This window comes from Streptomyces antimicrobicus (genome assembly GCF_020532625.1).
GTDB lineage: Bacteria > Actinomycetota > Actinomycetes > Streptomycetales > Streptomycetaceae > Streptomyces > Streptomyces antimicrobicus.
Genome location: NZ_JAJAUY010000031.1, coordinates 1 through 21,070 on the forward strand (window position 1 = coordinate 1; position 21,070 = coordinate 21,070).

16 protein-coding genes are annotated in these 21,070 nt (G+C 71.5%); 11 read left to right on the forward strand and 5 right to left on the reverse strand.

Going from position 1 to position 21,070, the window contains the following annotated elements:
- Positions 1-49 precede the first annotated feature (49 nt).
- From uvrC to pgi, 11 genes are all read left to right on the forward strand, one after another.
- Positions 50-2,062: an excinuclease ABC subunit UvrC gene (gene uvrC, locus LG632_RS11000; RefSeq protein WP_226726763.1), complete on the forward strand. Its 2,013-nt coding sequence runs from the start codon at positions 50-52 to the stop codon at positions 2,060-2,062.
- Positions 2,059-3,030 carry an RNase adapter RapZ gene (gene rapZ, locus LG632_RS11005; protein WP_226726765.1) on the forward strand — a complete coding sequence of 324 codons (972 nt, stop codon included), beginning with the start codon at positions 2,059-2,061 and terminating at the stop codon, positions 3,028-3,030. The genes uvrC and rapZ overlap by 4 nt, the downstream gene beginning before the upstream one ends.
- Complete coding sequence (locus tag LG632_RS11010; RefSeq protein ID WP_226726768.1) at positions 3,027-4,076, forward strand: gluconeogenesis factor YvcK family protein; 1,050 nt, start codon at positions 3,027-3,029, stop codon at positions 4,074-4,076. Before rapZ ends, LG632_RS11010 begins: the two co-directional genes overlap by 4 nt.
- Positions 4,067-5,056 carry a DNA-binding protein WhiA gene (gene whiA / locus LG632_RS11015; protein ID WP_226726770.1) on the forward strand — a complete coding sequence of 330 codons (990 nt, stop codon included), beginning with the start codon at positions 4,067-4,069 and terminating at the stop codon, positions 5,054-5,056. Before LG632_RS11010 ends, whiA begins: the two co-directional genes overlap by 10 nt.
- Positions 5,057-5,220: 164 nt before the next feature.
- Entirely contained in the window at positions 5,221-8,196 is a 2,976-nt protein-coding gene (locus tag LG632_RS11020) for a M14 family metallopeptidase (RefSeq protein WP_226726771.1), read from the forward strand.
- Between the two features lie 204 nt (positions 8,197-8,400).
- Entirely contained in the window at positions 8,401-9,405 is a 1,005-nt protein-coding gene (gene gap, locus LG632_RS11025; protein ID WP_226726773.1) for a type I glyceraldehyde-3-phosphate dehydrogenase, read from the forward strand.
- Positions 9,406-9,529: 124 nt separating this feature from the next.
- Positions 9,530-10,741: a phosphoglycerate kinase gene (locus LG632_RS11030; protein ID WP_226726774.1), complete on the forward strand. Its 1,212-nt coding sequence runs from the start codon at positions 9,530-9,532 to the stop codon at positions 10,739-10,741.
- Between the two features lie 6 nt (positions 10,742-10,747).
- Positions 10,748-11,524 carry a triose-phosphate isomerase gene (gene tpiA / locus LG632_RS11035; protein ID WP_226726777.1) on the forward strand — a complete coding sequence of 259 codons (777 nt, stop codon included), beginning with the start codon at positions 10,748-10,750 and terminating at the stop codon, positions 11,522-11,524.
- A 101-nt stretch (positions 11,525-11,625) separates the two neighbouring features.
- Complete coding sequence (gene secG / locus LG632_RS11040; protein WP_226726778.1) at positions 11,626-11,862, forward strand: preprotein translocase subunit SecG; 237 nt, start codon at positions 11,626-11,628, stop codon at positions 11,860-11,862.
- A gap of 65 nt (positions 11,863-11,927) precedes the next feature.
- Positions 11,928-12,263 carry an RNA polymerase-binding protein RbpA gene (locus LG632_RS11045; RefSeq protein WP_007263454.1) on the forward strand — a complete coding sequence of 112 codons (336 nt, stop codon included), beginning with the start codon at positions 11,928-11,930 and terminating at the stop codon, positions 12,261-12,263.
- Positions 12,264-12,406: 143 nt separating this feature from the next.
- Positions 12,407-14,062, forward strand: a complete 1,656-nt coding sequence (gene pgi / locus LG632_RS11050) for a glucose-6-phosphate isomerase (RefSeq protein ID WP_226726818.1) — start codon at positions 12,407-12,409, stop codon at positions 14,060-14,062.
- Between the two features lie 84 nt (positions 14,063-14,146).
- Here the strand turns inward: pgi and pgl are convergent, their stop codons facing one another.
- The 5 genes from pgl to tkt all read right to left on the reverse strand — a co-directional run bounded on the left by pgl (position 14,147) and on the right by tkt (position 20,828).
- Positions 14,147-14,929, reverse strand: coding sequence for a 6-phosphogluconolactonase (gene pgl, locus LG632_RS11055; protein ID WP_226726780.1), 783 nt, complete (start codon positions 14,927-14,929; stop codon positions 14,147-14,149).
- An 82-nt stretch (positions 14,930-15,011) separates the two neighbouring features.
- Positions 15,012-16,037, reverse strand: a complete 1,026-nt coding sequence (opcA, locus tag LG632_RS11060) for a glucose-6-phosphate dehydrogenase assembly protein OpcA (protein ID WP_226726782.1) — start codon at positions 16,035-16,037, stop codon at positions 15,012-15,014.
- A complete protein-coding gene (zwf, locus tag LG632_RS11065; RefSeq protein ID WP_226726784.1) occupies positions 16,034-17,563 on the reverse strand; it encodes a glucose-6-phosphate dehydrogenase in 1,530 nt (509 codons plus the stop codon). Before zwf ends, opcA begins: the two co-directional genes overlap by 4 nt.
- Before the next feature lie 5 nt (positions 17,564-17,568).
- The gene (tal, locus tag LG632_RS11070) at positions 17,569-18,687 is read right to left on the reverse strand and encodes a transaldolase (protein WP_226726786.1); all 1,119 of its coding nucleotides are present in this window, start codon (positions 18,685-18,687) and stop codon (positions 17,569-17,571) included.
- 38 nt (positions 18,688-18,725) lie between these two features.
- Positions 18,726-20,828: a transketolase gene (tkt, locus tag LG632_RS11075; protein WP_226726787.1), complete on the reverse strand. Its 2,103-nt coding sequence runs from the start codon at positions 20,826-20,828 to the stop codon at positions 18,726-18,728.
- Positions 20,829-21,070 lie beyond the last annotated feature (242 nt).

The window sequence follows — 21,070 nt, forward strand, 5'->3', positions numbered from 1 at the left end:
GGGGCGCGGCAGGGACCGCTTGTCGGTCCCCGCAAGTAGGGTTGGAGGCATGGCCGACCCTTCCAGCTACCGCCCCCAGCCGGGGCAGATCCCCGACTCCCCGGGGGTCTACCGGTTCCGTGACGAGCACCGCCGCGTGATCTACGTGGGGAAGGCCAAGAGCCTGCGCCAGCGCCTGGCCAACTACTTCCAGGACCTGGCCGGCCTGCACCCGCGGACCGCCACGATGGTGACCACGGCCGCCTCCGTCGAGTGGACCGTGGTCTCCACCGAGGTCGAGGCGCTCCAGCTGGAGTACTCCTGGATCAAGGAGTACGACCCCCGGTTCAACGTCAAGTACCGCGACGACAAGAGCTATCCCTCGCTCGCGGTCACCCTGGGCGAGCAGTTCCCCCGCGTGCAGGTCATGCGCGGCCCCAAGAAGAAGGGCGTGCGCTACTTCGGCCCGTACGCCCACGCCTGGGCCATCCGCGAGACCGTCGACCTGATGCTGCGGGTCTTCCCCGTCCGCACCTGCTCCGCCGGGGTGTTCAAGCGCTCCGCCCAGATCGGCCGGCCCTGCCTGCTCGGCTACATCGGCAAGTGCTCCGCCCCGTGCGTGGGCCGCATCACCCCCGAGGACCACCGGGAACTGGCCGAGGACTTCTGCGACTTCATGGCCGGCCGCACCGGCGCCTACCTCTCCCGCCTGGAGAAGCAGATGCACCAGGCGGCCGAGGAGATGGAGTACGAGCGGGCCGCCCGGTTGCGCGACGACATAGGGGCCCTGCGCCGGGCCATGGAGAAGAACGCCGTCGTGCTCGCCGACGCCACCGACGCCGACCTCGTCGCCGTCGCCGAGGACGAGCTCGAAGCGGCCGTGCAGATCTTCCACGTCCGCGGCGGCCGGGTGCGCGGCCAGCGCGGCTGGGTCACCGACAAGGTCGAGGCGGTGGACACCGCGGGCCTCGTCGAGCACGCCCTGCAGCAGCTGTACGGCGAGGAGACCGGCGAGAGCGTGCCCAAGGAGGTCCTGGTCCCGGCCCTGCCGGAGGACGCCCCGGCCCTCACCCAGTGGCTCGCCGGCCGCCGCGGCTCCCAGGTGAGCCTGCGCATCCCCCAGCGGGGGGACAAGAAGGCCCTGATGGAGACCGTCCACCGCAACGCCCAGCAGTCGCTGGCCCTGCACAAGACCAAGCGCGCCAGCGACCTCACCACCCGCTCGCGCGCGCTGGAGGAGATCGCCGAGGCCCTGGACCTGGACAGCGCCCCGCTGCGCATCGAGTGCTTCGACATCTCCCACCTCCAGGGCGAGGACGTCGTCGCCTCCATGGTCGTCTTCGAGGACGGCCTGGCCCGCAAGAGCGAGTACCGCCGCTTCCAGATCAAGTCCTTCGCCGGGCAGGACGACGTACGGTCCATGCACGAGGTGGTCTCCCGGCGCTTCCGGCGCTACCTGCAGGAGAAGCTCAGGACGGGGGAGTGGACCCCGGAGGACGGCGAGGACGGGCCCCGCCCGGAGGACGACGGCCGTCCCAAGCGCTTCGCCTACCCGCCCCAGCTCGTCGTGGTCGACGGTGGACGACCCCAGGTCGCCGCCGCCCGCCGCGCCCTGGACGAGCTCGGCATCGACGACGTGGCCGTGTGCGGCCTCGCCAAGCGCCTGGAGGAGGTCTGGCTGCCCGGCGAGGACGACCCGGTGGTCCTGCCGCGCACCAGCGAGGGCCTGTACCTGCTGCAGCGGGTGCGTGACGAAGCGCACAGGTTCGCCATCCAGTACCAGCGCTCCAAGCGCGGCAAGCGCCTGAAGACGGGCCCGCTGGACGACGTGCCGGGCCTGGGCGAGAGCCGCAAGCAGGCCCTGGTCAAACACTTCGGTTCGGTGAAGAAGCTGCGGCAGGCGACAATCGACCAGATCTGCGAGGTCCCCGGCATAGGCCGCAAGACGGCCGAGACCGTGGCGGCGGCCCTCGCCCAGGCAGCCCCCGCGGCTCCCGCGGTCAACACGGCCACAGGAGAGATCATGGACGACGAGACCCCCGCACCCGCGGGAACGATGTCCGAACGGGGGACCGAACAATGACCGATCATGAACCACAGCAGGCAGCGGACCGTACGGGCGCGCACGACGGAGACGGAGCACAGGTGAGTACGGGCACGACAGCGGAGCCCGGCGAGGTCGCCGACGCGGCGATCCCCGAGCTGGTGATCATCTCCGGCATGTCCGGAGCCGGCCGCAGCACGGCGGCGAAGTGCCTGGAGGACCTCGGCTGGTTCGTCGTGGACAACCTGCCGCCGGCCCTGATCCCCACCATGGTGGAGCTCGGCGCCCGCTCCCAGGGCAACGTCGCGCGCATCGCCGTCGTGGTCGACGTCCGGGGCCGGCAGTTCTTCGACGCCCTGCGCGAGTCCCTCGCGGCCCTCGACACCCAGGGCGTCACCCGCCGCACCGTGTTCCTGGAGTCCTCCGACGAGGCCCTGGTGCGCCGCTTCGAGTCGGTCCGCCGCCCGCACCCGCTGCAGGGCGACGGCCGCATCGTCGACGGCATCGCCGCCGAGCGCGACCTGCTGCGCGAGCTGCGCGGCGACGCCGACCTGGTGATCGACACCTCCAGCCTGAACGTGCACGAGCTGCGCGCGAAGATGGACGCCCAGTTCGCCGGGGACGCCGAGCCGGAGCTGCGGGCCACCGTCATGTCCTTCGGCTACAAGTACGGCCTGCCCGTCGACGCCGACCTGGTGGTCGACTGCCGCTTCATCCCGAACCCGCACTGGGTGCCGGAGCTGCGCCCCTTCACCGGCCTGAACGAGGAGGTGTCGGCCTACGTCTTCGGCCAGCCCGGCGCCAAGGAGTTCCTGGACCGCTACACGGAACTGCTCCAGCTGATCGCCGCCGGCTACCGCCGCGAGGGCAAGCGCTACGTGACCATCGCCGTCGGCTGCACGGGCGGCAAGCACCGCAGTGTGGCCGTGTCGGAGAAGCTCGCCGCCCGCCTCGCCTCCGAGGGAGTCGAGACCGTCGTCGTACACCGGGACATGGGGCGCGAGTGACCGGACGGAGCCTGCGGCTGCGCCGCCTGCGCCGGCTGACGGAGGTACGCGCCGGGGACGGCCGCGCCTCGCGCCGGCGCGGGGCGCAGCCCAAGGTGGTCGCGCTGGGCGGCGGCCGGGGCCTGTCGGCCTCGCTCGCCGCCCTGCGGCGCATCACCGGTGACCTGACCGCCGTGGTCACCGTCGCCGACGACGGCGGCTCCAGCGGCCGCCTGCGCGAGGAGCTCGGCGTCCTGCCGCCGGGCGACCTGCGCAAGGCGCTCGCCGCGCTGTGCGGCGACGACGACTGGGGCCAGACCTGGGCGCGGGTGATCCAGCACCGCTTCCAGTCCCAGGGCGAGATGCACGGGCACGCGGTCGGCAATCTGCTGATCGTCGCCCTGTGGGAGCAGCTCGGCGACCATGTCCAGGCCCTGGACCTGGTCGGCAAGCTGCTCGGCGCACAGGGCCGGGTGCTGCCCATGTCGGCCGTTCCGCTGGAGCTCCAGGCCCTCGTGCGCGGTCACGACCCGGCCCGGCCGCACGACGTGGACACCGTCCGCGGCCAGGCCACCGTGGCGCTGACCCCCGGCGAGGTGCAGTCCGTCCACGTCGTCCCGCACGACCCGCCGGCCGTGCCGGAGGCCGTCGAGGCGGTGCTCGACGCCGACTGGGTGGTGCTCGGTCCGGGCTCCTGGTTCTCCTCGGTGATCCCGCACCTGCTGGTGCCCGAGCTGCTCGACGCGCTGACGGCGACCAAGGCCCGGCGGGTGCTCTCGTTGAACCTGGCGCCGCAGCCGGGTGAAACAGAGGGCTTCTCTCCGCAGCGTCATTTGGAGGTTTTGGCCCGACACGCCCCTAAACTCGCCCTGGACGTGGTGCTGGCCGACGAGGCCGCCGTACCCGACCGCGAGTCCCTCGCCGATGCCGCCAAACGCTTCGGTGCCGCGGTCGAGCTGGCGCCGGTGGCCAGGGAGGACGGTTCTCCCCAGCACGACCCGGAGCTGTTGGCCGCCGCGTACGACCGTATTTTTCGGATGCATGGAAGGATCGGCCCATGGCGATGACGCCAGCGGTGAAGGATGAGATCTCCCGGCTCCCCGTCACCCGGACCTGCTGCAGGAAGGCGGAGGTCTCGGCGATCCTTCGGTTCGCGGGCGGCCTGCACCTGGTGAGCGGCCGCATCGTCATCGAGGCGGAGCTGGACACCGGGATCGCGGCGCGCCGGCTGCGCAAGGACATCCTGGAGATCTTCGGCCACTCCTCGGACCTGGTGGTCATGGCTCCGGGCGGGCTCCGGCGCGGCAGCCGCTACGTCGTGCGGGTGGTGGCCGGCGGGGACCAGCTGGCCCGCCAGACCGGCCTGGTCGACGGGCGCGGGCGGCCCATCCGCGGCCTGCCGCCGCAGGTCGTCTCCGGCGCCACGTGCGACGCCGAGGCGGCCTGGCGCGGCGCCTTCCTGGCCCACGGTTCGCTGACCGAGCCGGGCCGGTCCTCCTCCCTGGAGGTCACCTGCCCGGGCCCGGAGGCGGCCCTGGCCCTGGTGGGCGCCGCCCGCCGGCTGTCCATCGCCGCCAAGGCGCGCGAGGTGCGCGGGGTCGACCGGGTCGTCGTACGCGACGGCGACGCGATCGGCGCCCTGCTGACCCGGCTCGGTGCCCACGAGTCGGTGCTGGCGTGGGAGGAGCGCCGGATGCGGCGCGAGGTGCGCGCCACCGCCAACCGCCTGGCCAACTTCGACGACGCCAACCTGCGCCGCTCCGCCCGCGCGGCCGTGGCCGCCGGGGCGCGGGTCCAGCGCGCGCTGGAGATCCTCGGCGACGAGGTGCCCGAGCACCTGGCCGCCGCCGGCCGGCTGCGCATGGAGCACAAGCAGGCCTCCCTGGAGGAGCTGGGCGCCCTGGCGGACCCGCCGCTGACCAAGGACGCCGTCGCCGGCCGGATCCGCCGCTTGCTGGCGATGGCCGACAAGCGGGCCCAGGACCTCGGCATCCCGGGCACGGAGTCCAACCTCACCGAGGAGATGGCGGACAACCTGGCCGGCTGACGGCCCCCGTCCGCGGCTCGCGCCGATTGCGCCGAAGGGCTCGTACGCGTCACGCGTACGGGCCCTTTCGGCGCGTGGCGCGGGACGCCCCATTGACATGCGCATGTGCGGGTCGTGAGCCTGTCGTCCGACGCTTTCGTGGCCTACGACGCCCAGGGGGGCACATGAGGCACCGCGCGAGATCGATCCTCGCCGCCAGCGCACTCGCATTAGGCTCACTCGCCGCCGTACCCGCGGCCCGGGCCGCGGCGCCCGGTGGCGCTCCCGCCCCGGCCGCGGACGAGGTCCGCGTCTACGACGCCCGGATCACCCGGGAACAGGTCCCGCTCGTCCTGTCCGCCGGCCAGGACGCCCACGAGCTCGGTGAACGCGCCCCCGAGGGCGGCACGGCGAAGGTCGAGCTCTTCCTCACCGCCACCCAGGCCCGCGAACTGGGGGCCAAGGGCGTCGCGCTGACCGAGCGCAAGCCGCCCGAGCGCGCGGCCGCGCGCGGCCGGGCCGCCGGCGACGGGGTCTTCCGCCCGTACAGCGGCCCGGGCGGCCTCCAGGAGGAGCTGCTGCGCACCGCCCAGCAGCATCCGGCGCTGACCAAGGTCGTCTCCCTCGGCAAGACCGTCCAGGGCAAGGACATCCTCGCCCTGAAGCTCACCCGCAACGCCCAGGAGAGCGCCGACGGGTCCAAGCCGGCCGTGCTGTACATGTCCAACCAGCACGCCCGGGAGTGGATCACCCCGGAGATGACCCGGCGGCTGATGCACCACTTCATCGACCGCTACGGCAAGGACCAGCGGATCACGGGCGTGGTGGACTCCACCGAGCTGTGGTTCCTGCTCTCCGCCAACCCCGACGGCTACGACTACACGCACGCGCCGGACGGCCGCCGGCTGTGGCGCAAGAACCTGCGCGACAACGACGGCGACGGGAAGATCACCTCCGCCGACGGCGTCGACCTCAACCGCAACTTCGGCTACAAGTGGGGCTACGACAACGAGGGTTCCTCGCCGAACCGGTCGAGCGAGACCTACCGCGGCCCCGGCCCGGACTCCGAGCCCGAGACCGTCGCCCTGGAGAAGTTCCAGCAGCGGATCGGCTTCGAGTACGGCATCAACTACCACTCGGCGGCCGAACTGCTCCTCTACGGCGTCGGCTGGCAGGTGGCCACCCCGACCCCCGACGACGTCCTGTACAAGGCGCTGGCGGGCACCCCGGACCGTCCGGCCGTCCCCGGCTACCACCCGCAGGTGTCCTCCGAGCTGTACACCACCAACGGCGAGGCCGACGGCCACGCGGCCAACGTCAACGGCATGATGATGTTCACGCCGGAGATGACGACCTGCCGGACCGCGTCCGCCGCCGACCCCGACGACCGGTGGCGGCCCGAGGACTGCGCGTCCGGGTTCAACTTCCCCGACGACGAGAAGCTGATCCAGGCGGAGTTCGCCAAGAACATCCCCTTCGCGCTCTCCGTCGCCGAGACCGCCGCCCACCCCGACCGGCCCGCCTCCGCGGTGGGCCTGACGGCGGCCGACTTCACCCCCGACCCCTTCACCACCTCCTGGGCCGCCCGCGGCCAGAAGCAGGAGGTCTCGGTCACGGCCCGCAAGTCGCTGGGCGACAAGCAGCTCAAGTACCGGGTCAACGGCGGCCGGACGCACGCCGAGGACCTGCGGCCGTGGCGGGGCGGGAAGGTCTACGGCGGCAAGGACAACCTCCACTTCGACCAGTACCGCGCCGAGGTCGGCGCGACCCGCCCCGGCGACGAGGTCGAGGTCTGGTTCACCGGACGCGACCGCGACTCCGGCCGCGAGGTGGCCAGTGAGCACTTCAGGTATACGGTGGCCGAGCGGCCGCGCGCGGACGTGCTGGTGATCGCCGAGGAGGGCGCCCCGGCCCAGCACGCCCGGACGTACACCGACGCGCTGCGCGCCAACGGCCGGTCCGCGGTCGTCTGGGACGTCGCCACGCAGGGCGCCCCGCACCCGCTGGCCGTCCTGAAGCACTTCGGCACGGCGGTGCACTACACGGGTGCCCGGGCCCCCGGCGGGGCCACCCAGCTCGCCGTACGGGACTTCCTCAACGAGGGCGGCAAGCTGGTCGAGGCGGGCGAGCTCGCGGGCGGTGACGCCGAGGTCGGCGCGGCCGTGACCGACGACTTCAGCCAGTACTACCTCGGCGCCTACGGCCGCGCGGGCACCCGCGGCGCGACCGGCTTCACCGGCGCCGGCGCCCTGGCCGGGGCGACCGGCGCGCTCGGGGACGCGGCCGGCAACCCGCTGGACGCCCCCGGAGCCTTCACGGTCACCTCCGACAGCCTGCCGCCGGCGCAGTTCCCGCAGTTCACCAGCGCGCGGGCGGGCGGGTACACCGGGGTCGTGAACCCGTACGCCCCCCGCTCGGGCTCGTGGATGGCGGCGGCCACCCACGCGGACAACGACTACCGGCGGCTGGCGCGCACCGTCGACCTCACCCACGTCACGGCCGCCGACCGGCCGCAGCTGCGGATGGCGCTCTCCTGGAACCTGGAGAAGGACTACGACCACGCCCTGCTGGAGGCCCGTACCGCCGGCGCCGAGGACTGGACCACGCTGCCCGAGGCCTCGGGCCTGACCCGCACCGCGGTGCCCGCGGACTGCGGTGAGGGCTTCTACGTGGCCGCCCACCCGTTCCTGCGGCACTACCTCACCCTGGAGAACGGCGGCTGCACCGCCACCGGCAGCAGCGGCGCCTGGAACAGCTTCACCGGTTCCTCCGGCGGCTGGAAGGACGTGGCCTTCGACCTGAGCGCCTACGCGGGCCGGATCGTCGAGGTGTCCCTGTCCTCCGTCACCGACCCGGGCAGCGGCGGCCGGGGTGTCTTCGCGGACGACGCGCGCCTGGTCGTCGGCGGCACCGACAAGGAGAACGAGGGGTTCGAGAGCTCGCTCGGGGTCTGGACGACCCCCGGCGCACCGGCCGGGAGTCCGGACGTCGCGGGCGACTGGTCGCGCACCGGCGAGCTCTTCCGGTCCTTCGCCTCGGTCACTACGCGTGACACGGTGCTCCTCGGTTTCGGCCTGGAACACCTCCAGAAGCCCGTCGATCGGGCGCTACTGATCGGTAAGGCCCTGCGAGCGCTCCACCCCCGCCCCTACGACGACTGAGAGTGACCGGCACCCAGTCCCCGGCGGCCCGGACCGGAGCACCGCGACGGGCCGCACCCAGGGCTTTTCCCCGTGTCCGGGGGAGTGTCCCTTCGGTATCGATGTCACTCCATGCCGCCCTGAGAGGTAGGGTCGTAAGCGGTCGGGGACATCCCATACAGCTCGCCGGCGGACAGGCCGGCGCACCAACGAGGAGATCGGTTCGTGACGATCCGCGTAGGCATCAATGGTTTTGGCCGCATTGGGCGCAACTACTTCCGCGCCCTGCTGGAGCAGGGGGCGGACGTCGAGGTCGTCGGTGTCAACGACCTGACGGACAACGGCACCCTGGTCCACCTGCTGAAGTACGACAGCATCCTCGGCCGCCTCGACGCCGAGGTCAGCCACACCGACGACACCATCACGGTCAACGGCAAGACCTTCAAGACGATGGCCGAGCGTGACCCCGCGAACCTCCCCTGGGGCGAGCTGGGCGCCGACATCGTGATCGAGTCGACCGGCATCTTCACCAAGCGCGACGACGCCGCCAAGCACCTCGCCGCCGGTGCGAAGAAGGTCCTCATCTCGGCCCCGGCCAAGAACGAGGACATCACCATCGTGATGGGCGTCAACCAGGACAAGTACGACGCCGCCAACCACCACGTGATCTCCAACGCCTCCTGCACCACCAACTGCGTGGCGCCCATGGCGAAGGTCCTCGACGAGAGCTTCGGCATCGTCAAGGGCATGATGACGACGGTCCACGCGTACACCAACGACCAGCGCATCCTGGACTTCCCGCACTCCGACCTGCGTCGCGCCCGCGCCGCCGCGGTCAACATCATCCCGACCTCCACCGGTGCCGCCAAGGCCACCGCGCTGGTCCTGCCCCAGCTCAAGGGCAAGCTCGACGGCATCGCCATGCGCGTGCCGGTCCCGACCGGCTCGGTCACCGACCTGGTCATCGAGCTCGACCGCGAGACCACCAAGGAAGAGGTCAACAACGCCTTCCAGAAGGCCGCGGAGGGTCAGCTCAAGGGCATCCTGGAGTACACCGAGGACCCGATCGTCTCGTCCGACATCGTGAACTGGCCGGCCTCCTGCACCTTCGACTCCTCCCTGACGATGGTCCAGGGCAAGCAGGTCAAGGTCGTCGGCTGGTACGACAACGAGTGGGGCTACTCCAACCGGCTCGTCGACCTCACCGTCTTCGTCGGCGGCCAGCTCTGATCCACGGAGCGGTAACCACGATGTGAGAGCTCAGGGTCCGGGTGGCGCGACGAGGCGCCGCCCGGACCCTGTAGTTTGCCTGTCGTTCTTCGCCTCACATAGGCGCCAAAGGAGTCAGAAACACATGAAGACGATCGACGAACTCCTCGCCGAGGGCGTCTCCGGCAAGCGGGTCTTCGTCCGCGCCGACCTCAACGTGCCGCTCGACGGCACCACCATCACGGACGACGGCCGCATCCGCGCCGTCGCGCCCACCGTCGCCAAGCTCGCCGAGGCCGGCGCCCGCGTGATCGTCGCCTCCCACCTCGGCCGGCCCAAGGGCGCCCCGGACCCGGCCTTCTCGCTGGCGCCGGCCGCCCGGCGGCTCGGTGAACTGCTCGGCCAGGACGTCGCGTTCGCCACCGACACCGTCGGTGACTCGGCCAAGGAGAAGGTCGCGGCCCTCGCCGACGGCCAGGTCGCCGTCATCGAGAACCTGCGCTTCAACGCCGGCGAGACCGCCAAGGACGACGCCGAGCGCGGCGCGTTCGCCGACCAGCTCGCCGAGCTCGCCGACCTCTACGTCGGCGACGGCTTCGGTGCGGTGCACCGCAAGCACGCCTCGGTCTTCGACCTGCCCCAGCGCCTGCCGCACGCGGCCGGCTACCTGATCGGCACCGAGGTCGGCGTCCTGAAGAAGCTCACCGACGACGTCAAGCGTCCGTACGTGGTCGTCCTCGGCGGCGCCAAGGTCTCCGACAAGCTCGCCGTCATCGACGAGCTGCTCGGCAAGGCCGACCGGCTGCTGATCGGCGGCGGCATGGCGTACACCTTCCTCCACGCCAAGGGCTACGAGGTGGGCATCTCGCTGCTGCAGAAGGACCAGGTCGAGACGGTCAAGGAGTACATGGCCCGCGCCGAGGCGAACGGCGTCGAGCTGGTCCTGCCGGTCGACATCCTGGCCTCGGCGGACTTCCCCGACCTCAAGGGCAAGACCCCGGCCGAGTTCGTCACCGTCGACGCGGACAAGATCCCCGCCGACAAGGAGGGTCTGGACATCGGTCCCAAGACCCGTGAGCTGTACGCGTCGAAGATCGCCGACGCCGAGACCGTGTTCTGGAACGGTCCGGTGGGCGTCTTCGAGCACCCCGACTACGCCGGCGGCACCCGCGCGATCGCGCAGGCCCTCGTCGACTCCAGCGCCTTCACCGTGGTCGGCGGTGGCGACTCGGCCGCGGCCGTCCGCACGCTGGGCTTCGACGAGAACGCCTTCGGCCACATCTCGACCGGTGGTGGCGCCAGCCTCGAGTACCTCGAGGGCAAGACGCTCCCCGGCCTCGCCGCACTGGAGGACTGAACAACCGTGAGCACGCGTACGCCCCTGATGGCGGGCAACTGGAAGATGAACCTCAACCACCTGGAGGCCATCGCCCACGTCCAGAAGCTCGCCTTCGCCCTGGCCGACAAGGACTACGACGCGGTCGAGGTCGCGGTCCTGCCGCCCTTCACCGACCTGCGTTCCGTCCAGACCCTGGTCGACGGCGACAAGCTGAAGATCAAGTACGGCGCCCAGGACATCTCGGCGCACGACTCGGGCGCCTACACCGGTGAGATCTCCGGTCCGCTGCTGGCCAAGCTGAACTGCACCTTCGTGGCCGTCGGCCACAGCGAGCGGCGCCAGTACCACGGCGAGACCGACGAGCTCTGCAACGCCAAGGTGAAGGCCGCCTTCAAGCACGGCCTGACCCCGATCCTCTGCGTCGGCGAGGGCCTGGACGTCCGCAAGGCGGGCAACCAGGTCGCCCACACCCTGGCGCAGGTCGACGGCGGCCTCAAGGACGTCCCGGCCGAGCAGGCCGAGACGATCGTGATCGCCTACGAGCCCGTCTGGGCGATCGGCACCGGCGAGGTGGCCACCCCCGAGGACGCCCAGGAGGTCTGCGGGGCGATCCGCGGCCGGCTGGCCGAGCTGTACTCCCAGGACGTGGCCGACAAGGTGCGCATCCAGTACGGCGGCTCGGTGAAGGCCGGCAACATCGCCGCGATCATGGCGCAGCCCGACGTGGACGGCGCCCTGGTCGGGGGTGCCTCGCTGGACGCCGAGGAGTTCGTCAAGATCGTCCGGTTCCGCGACCAGTGAGTATGCGGTAGGGCGGATCCGTCGTACCCTTGCGGGGGCCGGACCGGGCTGCACCCAGCCCCCGGCCCCCGCATCACCAACCAAGAAGGTAGGGTCCAGCCGTGATCATGGGGTTCTCCATCGCCCTCATCGTCTTCAGCCTGCTGCTGATGCTGCTGGTGCTGATGCACAAGGGCAAGGGCGGCGGCCTCTCCGACATGTTCGGCGGCGGCATGCAGTCGTCCGTCGGCGGCTCCTCGGTGGCCGAGCGCAACCTCGACCGCATCACGGTCGTCGTCGGCACGCTCTGGTTCGCCTGCATCGTCGCCCTCGGCCTGCTGATGAAGTCGAGCAGCTGACCCCAACTCGGGTCCAGCGCGGTACACTCGCGCTTCGCGGCACCATCACGCAGGGAGTTACGACCGTGGCAAGTGGCAACGCGATCCGTGGAAGTCGGGTCGGAGCGGGGCCGATGGGTGAGGCCGAGCGCGGCGAGTCCGCTCCGCGCCTGCGCATCTCGTTCTGGTGCTCCAACGGGCACGAGACCCAGCCGAGCTTCGCCAGCGACGCGCAGGTCCCGGACACCTGGGACTGCCCCCGCTGCGGCTTCCCCGCCGGCCAGGACCGGGACAACCCCCCGGCCCCGCCGCGCACCGAGCCGTACAAGACGCACCTGGCGTACGTACGCGAGCGGCGCACCGACGCCGACGGCGAGGCGATCCTCGCCGAGGCCCTGGCCAAGCTCCGGGGCGAGATCTAGCCGCACAGGACATCGGGCCCGGCCCGTGGGAGAGACCTTCTCCCACGGGCCGGGCCCGTTTGTGTGCGGAGGGGGGCTTTGCATCCCTTAGGTTGGGGGCAGGCGGGGCACAACAGGACGGAAGAAGTGGGTTGATGTCCGAGATGAACGCAGACGGCCGCAGGACGAAGCTGAACCGCACCCCCGAGTGGCTGGCCCTGGGCAAGCACCGCGAGGAGCTGGGGCAGACGCATCTGCGGGAGCTGTTCGCGGCGGACCCGGGCCGGGGTACCGGTTACACCCTGCGGGTCGGCGACCTGCACATCGACTATTCGAAGCACCTCGTGACGGACGAGACGCTCACGCTGCTGCGCGAGCTCGCCGCCGCCACGGGCGTCGCGGAGCTGCGGGACGCCATGTTCCGCGGCGAGAAGATCAACACGACCGAGGACCGGGCGGTGCTGCACACCGCGCTGCGCGCGCCCGCCGACGCGGTGGTGGAGGTGGACGGCGAGAACGTGGTGCCCGGCGTCCACGCCGTGCTGGACAAGATGGCCGGCTTCGCCGACCGCGTCCGCTCGGGCGAGTGGAAGGGCCACACCGGCAAGCGCATCCGCAACGTCGTCAACGTCGGCATCGGCGGCTCCGACCTGGGTCCGGCGATGGCCTACGAGGCGCTGCGCGCGTTCACCGACCGGGACCTGACCGTGCGGTTCGTCTCCAACGTGGACGGCGCCGACCTCCACGAGGCCGTACGGGACCTGGACCCGGCCGAGACGCTGTTCGTCATCGCGTCGAAGACCTTCACCACCATCGAGACCATCACCAACGCCACCTCGGCGCGCAGCTGGCTGCTCGACGGCCTCGGCGGCGAGCAGGCCGCCGTCGCGCGGCACTTCGTGGCCCTGTCCACGAACGAGGAGAAGGTCCGGGAGTTCGGCATCGACCCGCAGAACATGTTCGAGTTCTGGGACTGGGTCGGCGGCCGCTACTCCTTCGACTCGGCGATCGGCCTGTCGCTGATGATCGCGATCGGCCCGGACGCCTTCCGCGAGCTGCTGGCCGGCTTCCGTACGGTGGACGAGCACTTCCGCACCGCCGCGCCCGAGCAGAACGCCCCGCTGCTGATGGGCCTGTTGGGCATCTGGTACGGCGCCTTCTTCGACGCCCAGTCGCACGCCGTGCTGCCGTACAGCCACTACCTCTCCCGGTTCACCGCGTACTTGCAGCAGCTGGACATGGAGTCCAACGGCAAGTCCGTCGACCGCGAGGGCCGTCCGGTGGAGTGGCAGACCGGCCCGGTGGTGTGGGGCACGCCCGGCACGAACGGGCAGCACGCCTACTACCAGCTGATCCACCAGGGCACCAAGGTGATCCCGGCCGACTTCATCGGCTTCGCCCGGCCGGTCGGTGAGCTGTCCGACGACCTGGCGGCCCATCACGACCTGCTGATGGCCAACTTCTTCGCCCAGACGCAGGCCCTGGCCTTCGGCAAGACCCCGGAGGAGGTCCGGGCGGAGGGCGTGGCGGAGGAGCTCGTGCCGCACAAGACCTTCCGCGGCAACCACCCCACCACCACGATCCTGGCCGCGGAGCTCACGCCGTCGGTGCTGGGCCAGCTGATCGCCCTCTACGAGCACAAGGTGTTCGTGCAGGGCGCGGTGTGGAACATCGACTCCTTCGACCAGTGGGGCGTCGAGCTCGGCAAGGTCCTCGCCAAGCGGGTGGAGCCGGCCCTGACCGAGGGCACGGAGGTCCCGGGCCTGGACGCCTCGACCAAGGCCCTGGTGGCGACGTACCGGGAGCTGCGGGGCCGCTGAGCCGGGGCGCGCTCCGGGCCGTGGACGCGGCGAGGCCCCGCACCCGAAAGGGGTGCGGGGCCTCGGCCGGTCCTGCGGACGGGGTCAGGAGAGCGCGGGCGGGTACATCCCGGCGGGGAGTTTGGCCGCGGCCGCGCGGTCCAGCAGCCACAGCGTGCGGCTGCGGCCGTACGCCGCCGCGGCCGGGGCCTGGACCTCGCCCGCGCCGCCGAGGGCGATGGCGACCGCGCCGGCCTTGTCCTCACCGGCCGCCAGCAGCCAGACCTCGCGGGCGGCGCGGATGGCGGGCATGGTGAGCGAGATCCGGGTCGGCGGCGGCTTGGGCGCGCCGTGCACGCCGACCACCGTGCGCTCGGTCTCCCGGGCCGCCGGGTGCTCGGGGAACAGGCTCGCCACGTGGGTGTCGGGGCCGACGCCGAGCATCAGCACGTCGAACTGCGGCACGGGGCCGTGGTCCTCCGGGGTCGCGGCCCGGGCCAGTTCTGCGGCGTAGGCGGCCGCCGCGGCGTCCGCGTCGGGCCCGTAGGGGCCGTCGGAGGCCGGCATGACGTGCACCCGGGCGGGATCCAGCGGGACGGCGTCCAACAGGGCCTGGCGGGCCTGGGTGTGGTTGCGCTCGGGGTCGTCGGCGGGGAGGTACCGCTCGTCGCCCCACCACAGGTCCAGGCGGGACCAGTCGATCGCGTCCCGGGCCGGGGCGGCGGCCAGCGCCGCCAGGAGGCCGTTGCCGTTGCGGCCGCCGGTGAGGACGACCGAGGCGGTGCCGCGGGCCGCCTGCGCGTCGACGATCTTGGTGATGAGACGGGCCGCGGCGGCCTGCGCCATCAGCTCCTTGTCCCGGTGGACGACGACCTGAGGTGTCGTCATGCCCATAGCTGCTGCCACCTTCGTGGTCGTGCGGGTTCGAGGTGGTGCGGGGGGTGCCCAGGTGCGGCACCCCCCGCACCGGTCACTTCGCTGCCGCCTTGCGGCTCGCCCTCGGCTTGGCCTCCGGGGCCGCCGGGGCTTCCGGCTCGGCCGGAGCCGGGGCCTGGGTCTGGGCCGGTTCGGACGGGGACAGGCGGGTCACGCCGAACTTCAGCGCCGACTCGTAGGTGTTGTCCGGGTCCAGGCGGCGCAGTTCCTCCGCCAGCAGCTCGGCCGTGTCGCGCCGCTTGAGGGCGACGGAGCGGTCCGGCTGACCCGGCATGCACAGCGTCGCCAGCGCCCCGTCGGCCCGGCCCAGCACGATCGAGCCGTCCTTGCTCTCCAGGCGGACGGACGTCAGGCCCGGCCCGGTGGAGGTGGTGCGCCGCACGGGCGCGCCGAGGCGGTCCGCCAGCCACATGGCCAGCAGCTCGCAGCTCGGGTTGTCCTCCTCGCCCTCGACCGTGGCCGAGGTGACCTTGACCGGCTGCTGGTCCAGGGCCGCCGCGAGCATGGAGCGCCACGGCGTGATCCGGGTCCACGACAGGTCGGTGTCGCCGGGTGCGTACGCCGCCGCCCGGGCGCCGAGGGCCGCGAGCGGGTCCTCGGCCGCGTAGGTGTCGGCGATGCGGCGCTGGCCCAGCGCCCCGAGCGGGTCGCCGGCCAGGTCGGCGGGCGCGCCCTCGGGCCACCAGACCACCACGGGGGCGTCCGGCAGCAGCAGCGGGAGCACCACCGACTGGGCGTGGTCGACCAGCTCGCCGTGCAGACGCAGGACAACCGTTTCGCCGGTGCCCGCGTCCGCCCCGACGCGGACCTCCGCGTCGAGGCGGGCGTCACGCCGGCTGCGCGGCGAGCGGCTGACCCGCTTGATCACGACGATGATCCGCGAGGGGTGCTCGTGGGAGGCGTCGTTGGCCGACTTGAGCGCGTCGTACGCGTTCTCCTCGTCGGTCACGATGACCAGCGTCAGCACCATGCCGATGGCAGGCGTGCCGATGTCCCGGCGCGCCTGCACCAGCGCGGAGTTGATCTTGCTGGAGTTGGTCTCCGTGAGGTCGATCTTCATGGCCGGCGCCAGCTCCGTCCGTCTCGTGCGAGCATCTCGTCCGCCTCGACCGGCCCCCAGGTGCCCGCCGGGTACTGCGCGGGCTTGCCGTGCTTGTCCCAGTACTCCTCGATCGGGTCGAGGATGTTCCAGGAGAGCTCGACCTCCTGGTGGCGCGGGAAGAGGTTCGCGTCACCGAGCAGCACGTCGAGGATGAGGCGCTCGTACGCCTCCGGGCTCGACTCCGTGAAGGACTCGCCGTAGGCGAAGTCCATGGTCACGTCCCGGACCTCCATCGAGGTGCCCGGGACCTTCGAGCCGAACCGCACCGTGACGCCCTCGTCCGGCTGGACCCGGATGACCAGGGCGTTCTGCCCGAGCTCCTCGGTCGCGCCCGACTCGAACGGCAGGTAGGGGGCCCGCTTGAAGACCACCGCGATCTCCGTCACCCGGCGGCCCAGGCGCTTGCCCGTGCGCAGGTAGAAGGGGACGCCCGCCCAGCGGCGGTTGTTGATCTCCAGGCGGATGGCCGCGTAGGTGTCGGTCTTCGACTTGGGGTCGATGCCGTCCTCTTCGAGGTAGCCGACGACCTTCTCGCCGCCCTGCCAGGCGGAGGTGTACTGCGCGCGCACGGTGTGCTTGCCCAGGTCCTCCGGGATCTGGACGGCGCTGAGCACCTTCAGCTTCTCCGCCACCAGCGCCTTGGGGTGGAAGGAGCCCGGCTCCTCCATCGCGGTCAGCGCGAGCAGCTGGAGCAGGTGGTTCTGGATGACGTCACGGGCGGCGCCGATGCCGTCGTAGTAGCCGGCCCGGCCGCCGATGCCGATGTCCTCGGCCATGGTGATCTGCACGTGGTCGACGTACGACCGGTTCCAGATCGGCTCGAACATCGTGTTGGCGAAGCGGAGCGCCAGGATGTTCTGGACGGTCTCCTTGCCCAGGTAGTGGTCGATCCGGAACACCTCGTCCCGGGGGAAGACCTCGTGGACGACCTTGTTGAGCTCCTCGGCGCTCTTGAGGTCGTGCCCGAAGGGCTTCTCGATGACGGCACGCCGCCAGGAGCCCTCCTTCTGCGCCAGCCCGTGGTCCTTGAGCTGCTGGACGACCTTGGGGAAGAACTTCGGCGGGACCGACAGGTAGAAGGCGAAGTTGCCGCCCGTGCCCTGCTGCTTGTCGAGCTCCTCGATCGTCGCCTTCAGCGTCTCGAACGCCGCGTCGTCGTCGAAGTCGCCCTGCACGAACCGGCAGCCCTGCACCAGCTGCTGCCAGACCTCCTCCCGGAACGGCGTACGGGAGTGCTGCTTGACGGCCTCGTACACCTCCTGGGCGAAGTCCTCGTGCTCCCATTCGCGACGGGCGAAGCCGATCAGCGAGAAGCCCGGGGGCAGCAGGCCCCGGTTCGCCAGGTCGTAGACGGCGGGCATGAGCTTCTTGCGCGACAGGTCACCCGTAACGCCGAAAATGACCAGGCCGGACGGCCCCGCGATGCGCGGGAGCCGCCGGTCCTGTGCGTCACGAAGCGGGTTGTTCGCTCCGTTTGCTGACAAAATACTCAGTCCTCCGCGGGGGCGAGGCGCGCGAGCTCCGCCTCGGTCGACTTCAGAAGGTCGTTCCAGGACGCCTCGAACTTCTCCACGCCCTCGTCTTCCAGCAGCTGAACCACATCGTCGTACGAGATGCCCAGCTTCGCGACCGCATCGAGCTCGGCGCGGGACTGCTCGTAGGTGCCGGTGACGGTGTCGCCGGTGACCTCGCCGTGGTCCGCGGTGGCCTCCAAGGTGGCCTCCGGCATGGTGTTGACCGTGCCCGGGGCGACCAGGTCCACCACGTACAGCGTGTCCTTGTACGCCGGGTCCTTGACGCCGGTCGAGGCCCACAGCGGGCGCTGCTTGTTGGCCTGCGCCTTGTCCAGCGCGGCCCAGCGCTCGGAGGAGAAGACCTCCTCGTAGGCCTCGTACGCCAGACGGGCGTTGGCGAGGGCGGCCTTGCCCTTGAGCGCCTTGGCCTCGTCGGTGCCGAGGGCGTCCAGGCGCTTGTCGATCTCGGTGTCCACGCGGGACACGAAGAAGGACGCCACCGAGTGGATCTTCGACAGGTCCAGGCCCGCGGCCTTGGCCTTCTCCAGGCCGGCCAGGTAGGCGTCCATGACCTCGCGGTAGCGCTCCAGCGAGAAGATCAGCGTGACGTTGACGCTGATGCCCTTGCCGATGACCTCGGTGATCGCCGGCAGGCCGGCCTTGGTCGCCGGGATCTTGATCAGGGTGTTCGGGCGGTCCACCAGCCACGCCAGCTGCTTGGCCTCGGCGATCGTGGCGGCCGTGTCGTGGGCCAGGCGGGGGTCGACCTCGATGGAGACCCGGCCGTCCTGGCCGTCGGTGGCGTCGAACACCGGGCGCAGGATGTCGGCGGCGTCACGGACGTCCGCCGTGGTGATCATGCGGATGGCCTCGTCGACCGTCACCTTGCGGGCGGCCAGGTCGGCGAGCTGCTGCTGGTAGCCGTCGCCGCTGCTGATGGCCTTCTGGAAGATCGACGGGTTGGTGGTGACACCGACCACGTGCGACTCGTCGATCAGCTCGGCCAGGTTGCCGGACGTGATGCGCTTGCGGGACAGGTCGTCCAGCCAGATCGCCACGCCTTCGTCGGAGAGGCGCTTGAGTGCGTCTGTCATGGGAATTGCATCTCCTACTTCTGCTTTTCGTACCGGCGTCAGCGCGCGGCGGCTTCGATGGACGCCTTCGCGGCTGCGGTGACGGCCTCGGCGGTCAGGCCGAACTCGCGGAACAGCACGTTGCCGTCGGCCGAGGCACCGAAGTGCTCCAGCGACACGATCCGGCCCGCGTCGCCCACGTAACGCTGCCAGGTCAGGCCGATACCGGCCTCCACCGCCACGCGCGCCCGCACGGACGGCGGCAGGACGCTGTCCTTGTACTCCTGGTCCTGCTCCTCGAACCACTCGACGGACGGCATCGAGACCACGCGGGCCGCAATGCCCTCGGCCTGCAGCGCCTCGCGCGCGGCCACGGCGAGCTGGACCTCGGAGCCGGTGCCGATGAGCACGACCTGCGCCGGCGCGTTCTGCCCGTCCGGGCCCGCGGCCTCGAAGAGCACGTAGCCGCCCTTGGCCGCGTCCTCGTTCGGCGCGTACGTCGGCACGCCCTGGCGGGTCAGCGCCAGACCGTGCGGGGCGCCCTTGCCGAACACCTTCGTGTGGCGCTTGAGGATCTCGCGCCAGGCGATGGCGGTCTCGTTGGCGTCCGCCGGACGGACGATGTTCAGGCCCGGGATGGCGCGCAGCGAGGCCAGGTGCTCGACCGGCTGGTGGGTCGGGCCGTCCTCGCCCAGACCGATGGAGTCGTGCGTCCACACGTACGTCACGGGCAGGTGCATCAGCGACGACAGGCGCACGGCGTTGCGCATGTAGTCGGAGAACACCAGGAAGGTGCCGCCGTAGACACGGGTGTGGCCGTGCAGCGCGATGCCGTTCATGGCGGCGGCCATGGCGTGCTCGCGGATGCCGAAGTGGATGGTGCGGCCGTACGGGTCGGCCTCCGGCAGCGGGTTGCCCTTCGGCAGGAACGAGGAGTTCTTGTCGATGGTGGTGTTGTTGGAGCCGGCGAGGTCGGCCGAGCCGCCCCACAGCTCCGGGATCACCGCGCCCAGCGCCTGGAGCACCTTGCCGGAGGCGGCGCGGGTGGCGACGCCCTTGCCCGGCTCGAACACCGGGAGCTTGTCCTCCCAGCCCTCGGGCAGCTCGTTCGCCTGGATCCGGTCGAACTCGGCGGCGCGCTGCGGGTTGGCCGTGCGCCAGGCCGAGAGGTCCTTCTCCCACGCGGCGCGGGCCTCGCGGCCGCGGTCGCCGAGCTTGCGGGTGTGGGCGATGACCTCGTCGGAGACCTCGAAGGTCTGCTCCGGGTCGAAGCCCAGGACGCGCTTGGTGGCGGCCACCTCGTCGTCGCCGAGCGCCGAGCCGTGCGCGGCCTCGGTGTTCTGCGCGTGCGGGGCCGGCCAGGCGATGATCGAGCGGGCGGCGATGAAGGAGGGGCGCCCGGTCTCGGCCTTGGCCGCGAGCAGCGCCTCGTACAGGGCCTTCGGGTCGAGGTCGCCGTTCTCCTGCTGCTCCACGCGCTGGACGTGCCAGCCGTAGGCCTCGTAGCGCTTCATGGTGTCCTCGGAGACGGCCGTCTCCGTGTCACCCTCGATGGAGATGTGGTTGTCGTCCCACAGCAGCACCAGGTTGCCGAGCTTCTGGTGGCCGGCCAGCGCGGACGCCTCGTGGGAGATGCCCTCCTGCAGGCAGCCGTCACCGGCGACGACGTAGACCATGTGGTCGAACGGAGAGGTGCCCGGGGCCGCCTCCGGGTCGAACAGGCCGCGCTCGTAGCGGGCGGCCATGGCCATGCCCACCGCGTTGGCGATGCCCTGGCCGAGCGGCCCGGTGGTGGTCTCGACGCCGGCGGTGTGGCCGTACTCCGGGTGGCCGGGGGTCTTCGAGCCCCAGGTGCGGAAGGCCTTGAGGTCGTCCAGCTCCAGGCCGAACCCGCCGAGGTACAGCTGGGTGTACAGGGTCAGGGACGAGTGCCCCGCGGAGAGCACGAAACGGTCACGGCCGACCCACTCGGGGTCGGCCGGGTCGTGGCGCATCACCTTCTGGAAGAGGGTGTACGCGGCGGGGGCCAGGCTCATGGCCGTGCCGGGGTGGCCGTTCCCGACCTTCTGTACCGCGTCGGCGGCCAGGATGCGGGCGGTGTCCACGGCCCGCTGGTCCAGATCGGTCCACACGAGCTCTGTGCTGGTCGGCTTGGTGCTCACCGTGGGTCAGGGCTCCTCTCCACATGCTTGTAGTCCCGGTGACGAACGGTGCACCGGCGCGATTCCGAGCCTACCCTCGCCGGGGCGTGCAGCTATTCGAGTGCCTGCAGCCTGTCACCACCTTGCCACGTCGGGTTTGCCCGGCCGGGTGGCGCGCGGCACTCGGCCCAACACGAGCCGACCCCGGCGCCGAGCGATGTGAGCGCAACGTCTAGAGTGGCGTGGTACGCGCAAGTCTTTAC